We start from the raw sequence: 16,188 nt of genomic DNA on the forward strand, positions 1-16,188 counted from the left end.
GATGCTTACGCCTGATGAACTGAAAGCCGCATTACAGCGCTACCCCGCAAAGAAACGCAGTCTGAACACCAAACACTTGGCGTCCGTTGCGCTGATCATCCGAGTTCATGAAGATCGTGGTCTTGAAATTTTGATGATTGAACGCTCGCACAGAGAAGGTGACCCTTGGTCTGGTCACATGGCCTTTCCCGGCGGCAAGAAAGAGAAAAATGATTACGACAGCGCTGATACGGCAACCCGTGAGGTATTTGAAGAAATCGGCTTGCACCTCAGGCCTCATCAACAACTCGGTCGCTTATCAGATCTTATTACCCGACATCACGACAATAAAAGCCTGATGAAAATCACGCCGTGGGTTTATTTCCTGGAAGAACATCACTCTTACCGCTTTACCTTAAATCATGAAGCCCAATCCATTATTTGGCTGCCTTTAAATCATCTTATCCCAGAGCATCGCAAAACCATGCAGTGGCCTTTACTCAAACGTTGGGGATTAAAATTGAATGTTTCACTGCCTCATTATCTATTCGAAAACAGAAAAATTTGGGGTTTGTCACTGATGATCTTGGACGAACTCAACCATTTAATGCGTTGCCACGGCTACCAACGATTAAAATTCAGTAATAAAATTAAACGCTTATTTAGTTGAGAGGTTTATCAACTACCGCTAACATTCGAAAAACATTCAATGGATTGTATTTTTAGTTCAAGGATTAGAACAGATAACACTCATTGAGATTGATATACAGTTGATTAGCATGATTAAAACTCTAATAAATTGCCTTCTGATTATTGCCACTTCTTTTTTACCTAATTTAGCGGCCGCCGATTGGGAACTCGTCAAAGAATCCCATAACGTCAAACTTTTTCGTTCTGCTGCTGAAGCCGACCAATTTACTAGTCGTTTAGAAGCCGAAGTAAATACCCCGCTGCAATCGTTAATTGATACAATTGAAGACCCGGATGCTTGCAGTAAGTGGTTGTTTCGATGTCAAACAGCTCACCGCATTAGCGAAACAGACGACGCACATTTATACACTTATTATGTCCGTGACTACCCATTTCCATTAAAAGATCGCCATGGTGTTCTAGAAATAACTAAAAGCTATCAGGAAAACGGCGAATTTGTGATGAATATGAGGCTCCAGCAAGACATGACACCGGAAGAATCGACGCTAATCGTACCGGACATATTTCTCGCTAAAATTCGCCTGATCAAAATGGCTGCGGGAAAGACAAAGGTCTATTTAGAGCATCAGCTGAATCCTGGCGGTAAAGTACCTGACTGGATTAAGAAGTCGATTCATGAAGAATTTCCGTTTAATTCTATGCTTGGACTGATCGAGTCTGCCCAAAGCAAGCGACTGTCCAAGATTCACTAGCGGTTTCTTAGAAGACATACTTCTTGAAAGCACATTTAAATAGAATGTGCTTTTGATCATCTTTCTGAGCTCAATCCAGGAATTATCTTCCGCCTCCATTCAATATCCGCTAAAGTAGTTCGCCATAATAATTATTAAAAAGGGTTGATCTATGCAGTTTGGCACTACGCGAACGTCTTTCATCGGACTTTGCTGTTCATTTCTCTTCACCGTTTCCAGTAACTCTTTCGCCAATAACGATTTTTCTAACAACTGGTCTTTAGAAAAAGAAGATGACGGTATCAAAATTTCATCGCGAGAAATTGCACATTCTGATTTCAGGGAATTCAAAGCTGAAGTAACCCTAGAAACCTCCATTGATGCAATCTTAGCAGTCTTCCAAGACCCGGATTCTTTCACTCGCTGGGTTCACCAATGCTCCAGTGCAGAAATCATTCAGCAGGACTCATTCTTAGATGTGTATGTCTACCAAGTCAGTGATATGCCATTGTTAGTGAGCGATCGCGATGTTGTGATCCACGATGTTTACACTTACTCGGACGATTACAAACAGTGGTCGATTGATGTCCAGGCCGTTGAAGGCATGGTCGCCGAAACCGATATGGTACGAGTGACAAAATCCCAGGGTACCTACAACCTGTACGATATGGAGAACGGCACAGTTCAAATCGTCTGGTTCCAACACGCTGATCCTGGAGGCGCTTTACCTTCCTGGCTGGTTAATTCACTCATTGTAGATCTACCTTTTAATACTCTTAATAACCTCAGAGAGCTGGTTAAAGAAGCCCAATACGCCACGTCCAAGATTGGATACGATGAGAACGGCGTTCCGACTCACTGGGCCGTTAAGAATTTTTAAGATCACGTAACAAACAGCGATTCAATAGATACAAAAAAGGCGCTCTACTAATGTAGAGCGCCTTTTTTATCTTGGTGATAACCGAATGAGGATTAACGGAAATCCTCTGGACGAGGAACGTATTCTTCGTCGCCTTCGATCACACCTTCTTCTGTCTCTGGTTTCTCCGGTGGGATCATATCCGTTCTGGAGATATTTTGAGCCAGCAACAAGTTACCTGCCACATAGATAGAAGAATAAGTACCGACTGTCACACCAACCAACAACGCCAACGCAAAGCCGGCCATGCTTGGACCACCGAAGATGTACAAGGCCACCAACACTAATAAGGTGGTTAAAGACGTCATCAAGGTACGACCTAGTGTTTCATTCAATGATTGATTAATAATGTCGACCGCTGAATCGGTGCGTACGATTCGGAAGTTCTCACGAATACGATCCGATACAACGATGGTATCGTTCAGCGAGTAACCGATCACCGCCAGGATTGCGCCCAAAACCGTCAAATCGAAATCGAATTGGAATAAGGAGAAAAAGCCCAATACCAAAATCACATCGTGCGCCAATGCCAATACCGCCCCCACCGAGAACTTATATTGGAAACGCACCGCAACGTACGCCATCACGACTAACAAAGCGATCAGCATGCCAAGACCACCACGCTCACGCAGTTCTTCACCCACTTGCGGACCAACGTATTCGGTACGGCGCAACTCGATGTCAGAATTGTTTTTCGCTTGCAATGCAGCCAGCACCTCATCGCCAAGCCCTTGCTTATCACTCTGCATGCGAATCAGAACATCGTTAGGCTTACCAAAGTTCTGCACCACGGCATTCTTGTACCCTGCTTGTTCAAGTTCGCCACGGATGTCCGTTAACTGAGGTGTCTCCGAATACTCCACTTCAATTAAGGTACCACCGGTAAAGTCCAAACCAAATTTAAGGCCGTTAGTTACCAATGAACCGATGGAGGCAATTAAAAGAATAATGGATAGGAAAGTCGCAATCTTGCGCTTCCCCATAAAATCGATTTGGATATCACTTAACGCCATTACTTAACTCCTCCAATCGATAGAGATTGAACATTACGACCACCATAAATCAGATTAATTAATCCACGGCTTACAACAATTGCGGTAAACATCGAAGTGATGATGCCCACCATCAAGGTGACGGCGAAGCCTTTCACTGGGCCAGTACCCACAGCGAATAGAATGACCGCTACAATCAAGGTCGTTAAGTTAGCATCGAAGATAGTCACAAACGCACGCTCATAACCGGCATGAATTGCAGATTGTGGTGGTACTGCATTATTCAGCTCTTCGCGAATCCGCGAGAAGATCAACACATTGGCGTCAACAGCCATACCTACGGTCAAGACGATACCGGCAATACCTGGCAAGGTCAGCGTTGCAGACATCAGCGACATAACGGCCACCAAAATCACCAAGTTCAGAACCAAAGCCACGTTAGCTACTAAGCCAAATACTCGGTAGAACACCAACATACAAACAAGTACCAACGCCAAACCGATTTGAACCGACGTCACACCTAGATCAATGTTTTCCTGACCTAAGCTTGGCCCAACCGTACGTTCTTCAACAAAGTAGATTGGCGCTGCTAAAGAACCTGCACGAAGTAATAGCGCCAAGTTAGACGCTTCTTGAGGGCTGTCTAAACCAGTAATGCGGAAGCTGTTACCCAGTGGGCTTTGAATTGTCGCTAAGCTGATGATGCCTTGTTCAGAGAACTTCTGGCGCTCTTCAACCAGCTCGCCTTTCACCACTTTCTTGATAACGCGAGATTTGTGTTCCACAAAAATCACCGCCATCTTACGACCCACGGCTTTACGAGTCACACGGTGCATCAACTTACCACCGCTGGCATCCAAGGTGATGTTTACTTGTGGTAAGCCATTTTCGTCAAAACCAAGAGACGCTGTAGATACGCTTTCACCAGAGAGAATAATGTCTTTCTCGATGTTGGCACGACGATCAGGGTTATCACGGAAGTTAAAGGCCTTACGCTCAGCGATTGACGCATTCGGTAACGCTTCAAGACGGAACTGCAAGTTAGCAGTCTGACCAATAATATCCTTAGCCTGAGCCGTGTCCTGAACGCCCGGTAATTGAACTACGATACGATCCTGGCCCTGGCGCTGAACCAAAGGCTCGGCAACACCTAACTCATTCACACGATTACGCAAGGTCGTTAAGTTTTGAGTGATGGCGTAGTCTTTAATTTCTTTGATTTTCTGAGGCGTCAGTTTCAAAGATAAATAGAAGTATTGATCATCTTCACGTTCAGATGCTTCAAATTCGTTGTACTCACCACGAAGCAAGCTACGACCTTGTTCACGGTCTTCTTCCTTACGGAAAGTAATTTCCAACCCATCTTCTTTCGCTAGTTCAACACGACGATAGCGAATTTTCTCGTCACGCAGCAGACGCTTGATTTCCCCAACGTAAACATCCATGCGCTGAGAAATGGCTTTCTCCATATCCACTTCTAACAAGAAGTGCACACCGCCACGCAAGTCCAGCCCCAGTTTCATCGGGCCAGCGCCTAACGAGCTCAACCACTCTGGCGTCGTCGGTGCCATATTCAGTGCAACGATAAAATCGTGGCCCAGCTTACCTTCAATAAGAGGTTTAGCATTCAGCTGATCTTCACCCGACTTGAAACGAAACAGAGCTTTTTTATCACCCTTTTCTTCCGCAAGTACTTCGATACCCGCCTGATCAAGTACCTGACGCACCGCTTCCAGTTTGGTTTCACTTAAACTGCCACTGCTACGGGTTTCTGAAATTTGAACGGCAGGATCTTCTGGATAGAGGTTAGGTGCAGCATAAATACAACTGATCACCACTGCCGCAAGAATCACTAAATATTTCCACAAGGGATATTTATTAAGCATATTCGTGCCTTACTTTCGTCCTGAATGAGAGCACGAACGCCCTCATCTTTATTACAACAACGACGGGTTTTAAGAGCTGAAAAACGAGATTATTCGTTCGAAACGTTTTAGAGCTTAGAAGTCTGCCGTTTTAAGCTGAACAATTATGATCCTTAGAATCACCAACACGTCAAATTGAAACGTCATGGAAAGGTAGGAGTTATTCAGCCGCTTTATTCTTATATTACAATTCAATTAAGTAAGTTCGGTTAAAAACAATAAATCCCTCACTTGAGGGATTTATTGGTTGTCATTACTTAACTGACTTGATGGTGCCTTTTGGAAGGACTGCAGTTACTGCTACTTTTTGAAGTTTCACTTCAGTACCGTCAGCAATTTCCATAGCCACATAGTCATCCGTTACTGCGGTGATTTTACCTAGCATGCCGCCAGAGGTTGCTACTTCATCACCTTTGCCCAAATTACCAACCAATTCACGATGTTCTTTGGCACGCTTAGACTGTGGGCGCCACAGCAAGAAATAGAAAATCAGGACGAAACCGCCCAACATTACTAGCTGACCTACTGCACTTGGACCTGCTGGTGCTGCTGCGCCTGCGTCCGCCATTGCTTGAGAGATAAAAAAGCTCACTAAGATACTCCTATCATTAATTTAATATTCAATAAAACCGTTTAAAAACTGATTCAGACTCAACCCTTTTGGTTGATGCCTTACGACTCGCTTGCAGCTGTGTCTTCCAGAGAAGATTTTTCTAATGAAGGCACGTCCATACCACGTTTCGCATAAAATTCTTCCACAAACTCATCAAAGGTATCCGCTTCCAAAGCAGCACGGATTCCAGCCATGAGGCGCTGATAATACCTTAAATTGTGAATTGTGTTTAGCTGTGCACCAAGCATTTCCTGACACTTATCAAGGTGATGCAGATAGGCTCGAGAAAAGTTAGTGCAGGTATAACAATCACACTCACTGTCTAAGGTACTGGTGTCGTGACGGTGCTTAGCGTTACGAATCTTAATCACACCCTCTGTAGTAAAGAGATGACCATTTCGAGCATTTCGCGTTGGCATTACGCAGTCGAACATATCAACACCGCGACGCACGCCTTCCACCAAGTCTTCCGGCTTACCCACACCCATCAAATAGCGCGGTTTGTCTTCCGGCATTTTCGGTGTGATGTAAGACAATACCTTCATCATTTCATCTTTTGGTTCGCCTACCGACAAACCACCAATGGCATAACCATCAAAACCGATATCAGTTAACCCTTCCAATGACACATCACGAAGATCTTCATACATGCCACCTTGAACAATGCCGAACAATGCCGACGGGCTGTCACCGTGCGCCGCTTTACTGCGTTTCGCCCAGCGAAGTGATAATTCCATGGATTCTTTGGCTTGCTCTTCCGTCGCAGGATACGGCGTACACTCGTCAAAGATCATTACAATGTCAGAGCCTAGGTCACGCTGAACTTCCATCGAGCGCTCTGGCGTCAATTCAACTTTGCTGCCATTGATTGGGGATTTAAAGGTCACTCCTTCTTCGGTGATTTTACGCATGTCACCCAAGCTGAACACCTGAAAACCGCCGGAATCGGTCAGGATTGGCTTATCCCACTGAATGAAATCATGAAGCGTACCGTGCTCTTTCACCACGTCCGTTCCCGGACGAAGCATCAGATGGAACGTGTTGCCCAAGATAATATGCGCACCAATTTCTTCAATGTCTCTTGGCAGCATGCCTTTCACTGTGCCATAGGTGCCTACGGGCATGAATGCTGGAGTTTCAACGGTTCCTCTTGGAAACTCTAATTTACCTCGACGAGCATTTCCTGACGTTTTGCTCACAGAGAAATTCATAAAACAAGTTCGAGACACATCTACTCCAGACATTATTCAATTTTTGATTAATGAAATTACAAAGCCATGATCATCATAATCAACTCATGACTTAGGTTTATGGCGATGATTTTTTGATTTACAAGGCTAGCATCGCAAAACCACAGTATTTCTTATTCGGTCACTGTTTCAGGGGCTTTTCGAGTTAAGAACATCGCATCCCCATAACTGAAGAAACGATACTTCTGATTTACCGCTTCATTGTATGCCGCCATGATGTTGTCATATCCTGCAAAAGCCGACACCAACATAATCAAGGTGGATTCTGGCAAATGAAAGTTGGTCACCATGGCATCCACCAAGTTCCATTGGTAGCCCGGATAAATGAAGATATCCGTTTCACCAAAATACGGTGCAATTTCCGAGTTGGGTAATTCACTCTTCCAACATGCGGATTCAAGACTACGAACACTGGTTGTACCCACGGCCACGACTCGGCCACCCCTGGCTTTACACGCCTTAATTTGTTCGCACACCGTTTCGTCAACTTCGATGTACTCTGAATGCATCTCATGATCATGCACATTGTCGACTTTAACTGGCTGGAAGGTTCCTGCGCCAACATGCAAAGTAACATAACCAAACTCAACGCCTTTGGCGTTCAATTTGGCCAATAATTCGTCATCAAAATGAAGGCCCGCAGTTGGTGCTGCAACCGCGCCCGGCTTCTGAGCATAGACCGTTTGATAGCGTTCACGGTCTTCTAACTGATCTTCCCGTTCCATGTAGGGCGGAAGCGGCATGTGCCCTAATTCTTCCAGCGCTTCAAACACTGTCTGTCCTTGATCATCGAAACGGATTTTAAATAACGCACCTTCACGACCAGTCACTTCAATCCACTGTTTTTCTTCCAGTAGAATTCTCGCACCTGCTTTAGGAGAACGGTTGGAACGCATATGAGCCAGTACATTTCGATCATCCAACACTCGCTCAACCAGCACTTCGATCTTGCCGCCCGACTCTTTCTGACCAAACAAACGAGCCGGAATCACTCGCGTATTGTTGAACACCAATAAGTCGCCTGAATTCAACAATTCAAGCACATCAGTAAATTGCCCATGCTGGATCTCATTCGTCGTGCCGTCCACCTGTAATAATCGAGAAGCACTGCGACTCTCCAGCGGTTGGCTGGCAATGAGTTCTTTGGGTAAATCAAAATGAAACTTAGATACTTCCATAGAAGAGGGAAACCCTTTAATTCAAAACAACGAATACAACAATAAATACAGTGAGTAAGCACAACGGGCGAAATAAAAAGACGCGCAATTTTAACTGTTAGGGCAGGAAATCTCTAGGCTTTCATAGAATGACCGACAAAACGGTTTACTCAAGAATACTTGTGATCGTTAATTACAAGGTAAGTTTTGGCAAAGTAGGGGTTAACAGTAAGCGATCAACATAGCGCTATATCTCCCTACCTGTAGGACATTAACTCAAGTATCTTTACGAAATTCTGAAAAAGTGCTCTCTCATCCGGGTAAGAAAGAAACCAATAAAATGATTAATCTTCAGTTCATTAGCGCGATGAATTCATCTAACTCATTATCAAAAAAACACACTGCCCCTCTTTTGCAACAAAGCGTCCTGATTTTCAATACCGTTGCGTAGAGAAGAATCCTACACATATCTATGTAGAACACGCATAGCAAGTCCATTCATTTGCGTACTGCTCCACTCATCACCCCGCTTGACGCCTCCGAAGCCCCCTACAATACTCGTAAGACAAGGGAATTACAGACATTTTTTTTGCCCCTTTGACGCTCATATACATTCACTCCTGAGGGCATTCTAGTGCGATTTTCAATTCAGAAGCTCAAACAAAAGCCCCCAACGTCGATACGAACAAAAGTCACCATCTTACTGGTATTTATGGCCTTTCTGGCCTTTGTATCGGCAGGTGGGATCGCCCTTTTCAATTTCAAAAAGAATCTGGATGAAAGTTTCTACCATCGCTTGTCTTTAGCAGCCCAAGGTCAAGGTCAGCGTGTTAAAGCGTTTATAGAAAACAACAAAGAGCGTCTAAAGTTAGTTGCCAGCCGCACTCAAATGCGTATCTCATTGAAAAATCATCTCGAAGCGCCAGATCAAAAATACGTCGACAAAATGATCCGTATTCTCAATGACGCCAAAGCATCTATCCCGTACTTCAAAACGATTTCCATCACCGATCTCAGAGATCACATTATCGCCTCAACCGATCAGACCAAGGTAGGTAACACCATTATTAACAGTAAGCTGCAGAGTATTCCTTCGACAGAAGTAAACCACTCACTGGTTCAATACCGCATTTCAAGTGATGACGATCAACAGCTTACCTTCCACCTTTATACCGATTTAATATTGGATGAAGAAACCATAGGCCGAATTCATGTAAAGATTGACGGAACCCAACTCACACAAATCACCCAAGATTACACAGGGCTTGGAGAAACTGGCGAGACCTTATTGGCAGAGCGCCTTCCCAACGGTGATGCCCGATTCCTGGTGCCTCTGCGTTTTGACCCAGATGCTGCACTCAAACGAACCATAGCGGCCAGTCGTGATGATGTGCCAATTATTCGAGCCTTGAAACGAGAAACCGGGTTTCACAGCGGCGTGGTCGATTATCGAGATGTTCCTGTACTGGCAATGGCAAGCTACCTCCCGGAAGTGGGCTGGGGCTTGCTGACCAAAATAGATGAAGTGGAAGCCTATCAGCCTTACATTATCATGAAGATCACCATGATCCAGCTTTGTGTGGTCTTCATTATTCTGGCTTTATTGGCCTCCTACTTTCTGTCCCGATCTGTCAGTCGCCCCATTGAATACCTCACCGACATAGCTAAACGCATTAAAAATGGCGAACGTAATGTGCGAGCTGAAGGCGTGGCTAATGATCTGGAGACCAGTTTATTAGCCAACACCTTCAACAACCTGACACAAGAAATGATGAAGACCTTCGATGCCTCACCCAATGGCATGTTGGTAATTAATTTATCCGGCACCATCCAACGTTGGAATTCTCAAATCGAACACCTCTTTGGATATCAACAGGTTGAACTGTTCAACTTCTCCATCGATGAACTGCTGCCAGGCAGCCTCCCCTTAGTCAATCAGGTCGCTAAGCACATCGAAAACAATCAACCCATAGAAACGCTGGATTCAACTAAACCCAAAGACATTGAAGCCATTCGTTTAGATAACAGTGAATTTCTGGCTGAATTACATATTTCGCCGTTCATCAGCGACGGAGAAACACTCATTCTCGTCAACATCCGAGACATTACTGAGAAACGAGAACTTGAAACACAGCTAGAAAATCATCGAATTCACTTAGAGTATACAGTGAAAGAAAGAACCAAAGAGCTTATCAAAGCCAATCAGTACAAGAGTGACTTTTTAGCCAACATGAGTCATGAGATTCGTACACCGATGAACGCCATTACCGGTATGGTGTATTTACTATTACAAGAAGAGCTGCCCAGAAAGCATCGCCAACAGTTACTGAAAATTGATAAAGCCTCCAAACTGCTTCTCAACATCATCAATGACATTCTCGATTACTCCAAAATTGAAGCCGGAAAACTGGATATTGAAAGCACGCCTTTTAATCTTGAAGAAGTCATCGACAACATTGCCAACATCAGCCGGGCTGTCGCTAAAAGCAAGGATATTCAATTCATCATTCAGCTCGACCCCCATGTTCCAAGACATCTGGTCGGCGACTCGCTTCGCTTAGGGCAAGTGCTTACCAACCTCGTCAATAACGCACTCAAGTTTACTCAAAAAGGGTTCGTTAAACTCATGATTGAAGGGTATGCAGAGGAAAACGATGCCAATGTCGAAATCGCCTTTTCCGTCACCGATACCGGCATAGGTATGGATGAACAGGCACTTAAACATCTATTCACTCCTTTCCAGCAGGCAGACAGTTCAATAACGCGAAAATTTGGCGGCACCGGCTTAGGACTTTCGATCGTCAAACAGCTGGTCGACTTGATGAACGGTAACATCTCAGTTGAAAGTAAACCAAACGCAGGCACCACCTTTAAAGTTCGTTTGCCCTATATTCTGAGTCAGGAACCGATTGATTATCGCTCCTACGACAAATACGCCTTTGAACAGTTGAACCTTCTGATTGTGGAAGACTCTTGGGAAGCACTCGAAGCGCTCGATAAGATGGCAACCGGTTTTGGCTGCCAAACAACACTGGCTCGTACCGGCGAACAAGCCATCAGTCTGGTAGAACAAGCCGAGAAAGCTGGCACACCGTACGATATCATCATGATGGATTGGCGCCTGCCAGGCCTTGACGGTATTTCAGCAGCTCAAAAAATTCATACCGACATGAAGATCAATAAACCCATCATTATTCTCGAAACCGCCTATGGCAACGAGTTAATGACTCAGGAGATTGATCGTAATGCCTGCGATGCCATTCTGACCAAGCCCATCACCCCCTCCTCGTTCTTCGACGCTCTGGTTCAGTTCATTGACAACAAGTCAGGCAAAGAACTTCAGGATCCATCCAAACAAAATGCCGTTTCCAAAGATCTATTAAAAGGCATGTGTTTATTGCTGGTAGAAGACTACGAAGTGAATCAGGAAGTGGCAAAATCCATGCTTAATGGCGTCGGTGCAAGTGTCACCGTTGCCGATCACGGCGGTATCGCACTGGATCTGCTCAGACAAAATCCGAACAACTACCATGCTGTGTTAATGGATATGCAAATGCCAGTAATGGACGGCCTTCAAGCCACCCGAAACATTCGTAAACACGAAACTTGGGCCGACTTACCCATCATTGCAATGACGGCCAACGCCACCGAGAAAGACAAAGAACGCTGCCTTGATGCCGGTATGAACGACTACATTTCGAAGCCCATCGACCCATTACAGCTCTTCACCAAGCTCTCTGATTTATGGAAAGGCACCTCGTCAAAAACACAGAACTTGGAACGATCAGAGTCAAACAATCGATATGAAACCATCGACATTGATCAAGCACTGTTACGTCTAGGAGATGACACCAAGCTATTTCTTCACCTCATGAAGAAACTGCTCACTCAAGCCGATACCTGCATGTCTGTTACGCCAGAATTAGTGAAGCAAGGGAAACACAAAGAAGCAAAAGAAGTAATACATGGTTTGAAAGGCACGAGCGGTAATCTCGTGGCCAACATAATTCACCAAGTGTCCACCGACTTGGATAAATTATTGAACGACGAACCGGATTTGGAAAATCCACAACTTTCCGAACTCTTTCAGGCGCTCAACGACGCAGTCAATCTTTTACGAAATGAGCTACCAGCGATTCATGCCGAATTATCACCCAACACAGACACTCGCTCGGCTAAACACCCGGATGAAGACTCTTCTGTAAGCACGAGAGAAAGCACGACCGAAAACACATCAACAATCAAACATAACACCACAAGTGGAGATCAACCTACTGATCACACCATAAAATCGTCGGAGAAAATTGATCCGCTGCTCGACGAACTTGAAGCAGCATTGATCAACCGCGATATGGGAGCTTCCGATCTATTTAAAGAAGTCTCCGAAACATTAAACAACGAAGATTTCCGTCCGGTCATCGAAAGCATGTATCAAAGCATTTATGACCTCGAATACGAAAAAACTCTGGAAGACCTTGAGCGATTAAGAGAACTGGTCACCACAGTCTACTTCACTCCCTCAATGGAACACAGCGCCGTAAACTGACGGAGAGAATGAGCCAGATGAACACAACGTCCTTACTTAATGAATCCCTATCCATTCAGATTAACCAGCGGCCAAAAATTCTGATCGTGGATGATGAACCCGCCAATATCCAAGTGATTGGCCGGATTCTCAACGAAGACTACCAGACACTGTTTGCCAAAAGCGGCGAACAAGCCATTGAATTGGCGAACAAACAACAGCCAGACCTTATCTTGATGGACATTGTCATGCCTGGAATGTCCGGCTACGAAGCGGTCGAACAATTAAAGAAAAACAAACGAACCGCTTCCATTCCTGTCATCTTTATCACCTCCATGACTGGCGATGATCACGAAACCCTTGGCTTTGAATGCCAAGCGGTTGATTACATCACCAAACCGGTTCACCCCAATATTGTTTTGGCACGCGTTAAAACGCACTTATCTTTGGTGGGCGTCGATGCATTAAATGAAACCCGAGAACAAATCATTCACAGTCTGGGTCACGCCGCAGAATACAAAGACAACGAAACCGGGTTACACGTTATTCGCATGAGTAACTACTCCAAAGTCATAGCTCAAGCCGCCGGCCTTTCCGAAGAAGAATGCGAACTGCTCTGTACTGCTGCCCCAATGCACGATGTTGGGAAAATTGGTATTCCCGATCACATTTTACTTAAGCCCGGCAAACTGAATGATCAAGAATGGAAAATCATGAAGCGGCACCCGTTCATCGGCTACAAGATCATAGGCAATCAAAACTCGCCTTTATTAGCACTCGCCGCCAGCATTGCCTACACTCATCATGAGAAATGGAATGGCAAAGGCTACCCAAGAGGACTAAAAGGCACCGACATTCCTCTGGAGGGTCGGATCGTTGCCATTGCAGATGTGTTTGATGCGCTCACCACAGCACGCCCCTACAAAGCAGCCTGGCCCATAGAAAAGGCTCTAGATCTGATCAAAGAAGAAAGCGGCGAACACTTCGACCCTAGACTTGTCCCCTTATTTCTAGATCATTTGGACGAAATCCTCGCCATCAGAGAACAGTGGATGGAAGAAGACACCCCAGAAGAACACGCATCCGAAGCAGATACCTCTCAAGCCGAGTGCACAACAACCGTAGGATGAGCTGGGTGAGTCTATATTCAACACCACAAATTTACTCTGTCAGCTACGGAACTTCAGAATGCGTTATCTACGAGTGGCAAAATTCAGCTTACGCGCTAGGGTTAAATATGTATTAGCTTATCCTTGCTGTCACACATCATTAAAGAAAATTCATGCCTGAAATCTTAGAAGCCACTGAACATGATATAGGCGGCTTAACCGTTAAACGCATGCTCCCGAATATGAAAAAGAAGATGGTTGGGCCATTTATCTTCTTCGATCATTTAGGCCCTTCTACCTTCTCAGAAGGAGACGGTATTGATGTTCTACCTCATCCTCACATAGGGTTATCCACACTCACCTATTTATTTACGGGCAGTATTCTTCATCGTGATTCCCTTGGTAATCACCAGGAAATCCATCCCGGCGATGTCAACTGGATGACCGCAGGCCAGGGCATAGTACATTCAGAACGAGAGTCCATCGAAGTCCGTACATCACAGCATCAGATAAATGGTCTTCAATGCTGGATAGCCTTACCCGAAGCCTTGGAAACGATTGAACCTAGCTTTCATCACATCAAAAAAGAACAACTTCCTCAGCTAAATTTAGACGGGAAAATGATTCGACTGATTGTTGGAGAAGCTTATGGTATGAGTTCCCCCGTCAAAACCTACAGCCCTATGTTCTATCTGGATGTTGTCGCACCCGCCGGTGCCAGTATCGACCAACCACAAGAACATCAAGAAACCGCCATTTACCTCATATATGGTCAGATCGAAATTCAGGGGGCTACGTATGAAGCAGGAGACTTTGTACTGCTAGAGGAAGAAGACTCTCATTTCCTTTGTACACGTCATACCCGCTGTATAGTGTTAGGAGGGAAGAAGTTCACCAAAACGCCCTATATTCACTGGAACTTTGTCTCATTCAGCCGAGACAGAATAGAAGAGGCCAAAAAACGCTGGAAAACACAAGGTTTTCCCTCCATCCCAGAGGATAATCAGGAATATGTGGCGCTAGGAGAGTTTAAATGAGAGAAAAAGTCGAGTTTCAAAGCAATGGACAAACCCTCGCGGGTCTTCTTGAAACACCACTGGATCAACCACTCGCCTATATTCTGTTCGCTCATTGTTTTACCTGCGGTAAAGACATCGCAGCGGCCTCAAGAATCTCAAAAGCCTTGGTGGGAGAAGGCTTTGCCGTTTTGCGCTTTGATTTCACAGGCCTTGGAAACAGCGACGGGGATTTTGCCAACACCAACTTTTCCTCAAACCTTCAAGACTTGTTAAGTGCCGCCGATTTTCTTCGAACCCACTATCAAGCCCCGCAAGCACTGATCGGACATTCTTTAGGTGGGGCTGCCGTCTTATCGGTGGCTAATAACATTCCAGAATGCAAAGCCGTCGTCACTATTGGCGCTCCTGCTCAGGCAGAACATGTCACTCATAACTTTGTCAGCGCTATGGATGAAATTGAACGCGAAGGGGAAGCCGAAGTAAAACTCGGCCTCCGTACCTTCAAGATCAAAAAACAGTTTTTAGAAGACGTTAAACAGCATAGCCAGGAGATGTTTGTATTAAACAAAAAAGCACTGCTAGTAATGCATTCACCTCTGGATAACACGGTTTCGATTAAGCAAGCCGAATACATCTATCAGGCGGCAAAGCATCCAAAAAGTTTTGTCTCTCTCGATCAGGCTGATCACCTGTTGAGTAAGAAAGAAGACTCCCAATACGTTGCCAATGTGATTTCCAGCTGGCTTGGCCATTATCTTGATCTAACAGAACTGAAACTAGCTCAACAAGATCTGCCAAAATCGGTCGGAAAAAATGAAATTGTGGTGGAAGAAAAAGATCATAAGTTCGCTCAATTTGTTGTCAGTGATCAACACCTTTGGCTCGCAGATGAACCCACCAGCGTAGGTGGCAGAGATTCAGGACCTGATCCCTATGAGCATTTACTGGCAGCCTTGGGAGCCTGTACCTCTATGACACTACGCATGTATGCAGATCATAAACAACTCCCCCTCAAGCACATCAAAGTGACACTTTCTCACGATAAGAACTACTTTGAAGATTGTCAGGAATGCCAGGAAAAAGACACCTATGCTGAAAAAATCACACGTCGTATCGAGTTGTTTGGAGAGTTGACGGAAGAACAACGTACTCGACTGATGGAGATCGCAGATCGATGCCCCGTTCACAAAACACTGAGCAATACCTTAATCATTGAGACACTACCAGGATAGCTGGCACTTAATGACGTTCCACAATCTCAATTGGTTCAGATGGATAAACGCTTATCTGACCAAATACAGGCTTTTTCTACGACTAC

At 45.0% G+C, this 16,188-nt stretch carries 12 protein-coding genes; 7 read left to right on the forward strand and 5 right to left on the reverse strand.

The window, feature by feature from the left end:
- Position 1 precedes the first annotated feature (1 nt).
- From ACFOEK_RS04820 to ACFOEK_RS04830, 3 genes are all read left to right on the forward strand, one after another.
- Positions 2-649, forward strand: coding sequence for an NUDIX hydrolase (locus tag ACFOEK_RS04820; protein WP_386716968.1), 648 nt, complete (start codon positions 2-4; stop codon positions 647-649).
- Positions 650-758: 109 nt separating this feature from the next.
- Positions 759-1,382, forward strand: a complete 624-nt coding sequence (locus tag ACFOEK_RS04825) for an START domain-containing protein (protein WP_386716971.1) — start codon at positions 759-761, stop codon at positions 1,380-1,382.
- A 151-nt stretch (positions 1,383-1,533) separates the two neighbouring features.
- Entirely contained in the window at positions 1,534-2,241 is a 708-nt protein-coding gene (locus tag ACFOEK_RS04830; RefSeq protein ID WP_386716974.1) for an START domain-containing protein, read from the forward strand.
- Between the two features lie 92 nt (positions 2,242-2,333).
- Here ACFOEK_RS04830 and secF read toward each other — a convergent pair whose 3' ends face one another.
- From secF to queA, 5 genes are all read right to left on the reverse strand, one after another.
- On the reverse strand, positions 2,334-3,293 hold the full coding sequence (secF, locus tag ACFOEK_RS04835) for a protein translocase subunit SecF (RefSeq protein WP_386716978.1): 960 nt from the start codon (positions 3,291-3,293) through the stop codon (positions 2,334-2,336).
- Positions 3,293-5,158 carry a protein translocase subunit SecD gene (gene secD, locus ACFOEK_RS04840; RefSeq protein ID WP_386716981.1) on the reverse strand — a complete coding sequence of 622 codons (1,866 nt, stop codon included), beginning with the start codon at positions 5,156-5,158 and terminating at the stop codon, positions 3,293-3,295. The genes secF and secD overlap by 1 nt, the downstream gene beginning before the upstream one ends.
- Before the next feature lie 292 nt (positions 5,159-5,450).
- Positions 5,451-5,765, reverse strand: a complete 315-nt coding sequence (yajC, locus tag ACFOEK_RS04845) for a preprotein translocase subunit YajC (protein WP_386718545.1) — start codon at positions 5,763-5,765, stop codon at positions 5,451-5,453.
- A gap of 104 nt (positions 5,766-5,869) precedes the next feature.
- The gene (tgt, locus tag ACFOEK_RS04850; RefSeq protein WP_386718549.1) at positions 5,870-7,021 is read right to left on the reverse strand and encodes a tRNA guanosine(34) transglycosylase Tgt; all 1,152 of its coding nucleotides are present in this window, start codon (positions 7,019-7,021) and stop codon (positions 5,870-5,872) included.
- A 152-nt stretch (positions 7,022-7,173) separates the two neighbouring features.
- Positions 7,174-8,238, reverse strand: a complete 1,065-nt coding sequence (gene queA / locus ACFOEK_RS04855) for a tRNA preQ1(34) S-adenosylmethionine ribosyltransferase-isomerase QueA (protein ID WP_386716984.1) — start codon at positions 8,236-8,238, stop codon at positions 7,174-7,176.
- A 613-nt stretch (positions 8,239-8,851) separates the two neighbouring features.
- Here queA and ACFOEK_RS04860 point away from each other — a divergent pair.
- The 4 genes from ACFOEK_RS04860 to ACFOEK_RS04875 all read left to right on the forward strand — a co-directional run bounded on the left by ACFOEK_RS04860 (position 8,852) and on the right by ACFOEK_RS04875 (position 16,102).
- On the forward strand, positions 8,852-12,763 hold the full coding sequence (locus ACFOEK_RS04860) for a response regulator (RefSeq protein WP_386716987.1): 3,912 nt from the start codon (positions 8,852-8,854) through the stop codon (positions 12,761-12,763).
- A gap of 17 nt (positions 12,764-12,780) precedes the next feature.
- On the forward strand, positions 12,781-13,872 hold the full coding sequence (locus ACFOEK_RS04865; RefSeq protein ID WP_386716989.1) for an HD domain-containing phosphohydrolase: 1,092 nt from the start codon (positions 12,781-12,783) through the stop codon (positions 13,870-13,872).
- A 152-nt stretch (positions 13,873-14,024) separates the two neighbouring features.
- Positions 14,025-14,888 (forward strand): pirin family protein, encoded by an 864-nt coding sequence (locus ACFOEK_RS04870; RefSeq protein WP_386716992.1) that lies wholly within the window; start codon positions 14,025-14,027, stop codon positions 14,886-14,888.
- Positions 14,885-16,102: a bifunctional alpha/beta hydrolase/OsmC family protein gene (locus ACFOEK_RS04875; RefSeq protein WP_386716995.1), complete on the forward strand. Its 1,218-nt coding sequence runs from the start codon at positions 14,885-14,887 to the stop codon at positions 16,100-16,102. Before ACFOEK_RS04870 ends, ACFOEK_RS04875 begins: the two co-directional genes overlap by 4 nt.
- The last annotated feature ends 86 nt before the right edge of the window (positions 16,103-16,188 follow it).

The sequence above is a fragment of the Litoribrevibacter euphylliae genome, from assembly GCF_042646085.1.
In the GTDB taxonomy this organism is placed as follows: domain Bacteria; phylum Pseudomonadota; class Gammaproteobacteria; order Pseudomonadales; family Litoribrevibacteraceae; genus Litoribrevibacter; species Litoribrevibacter euphylliae.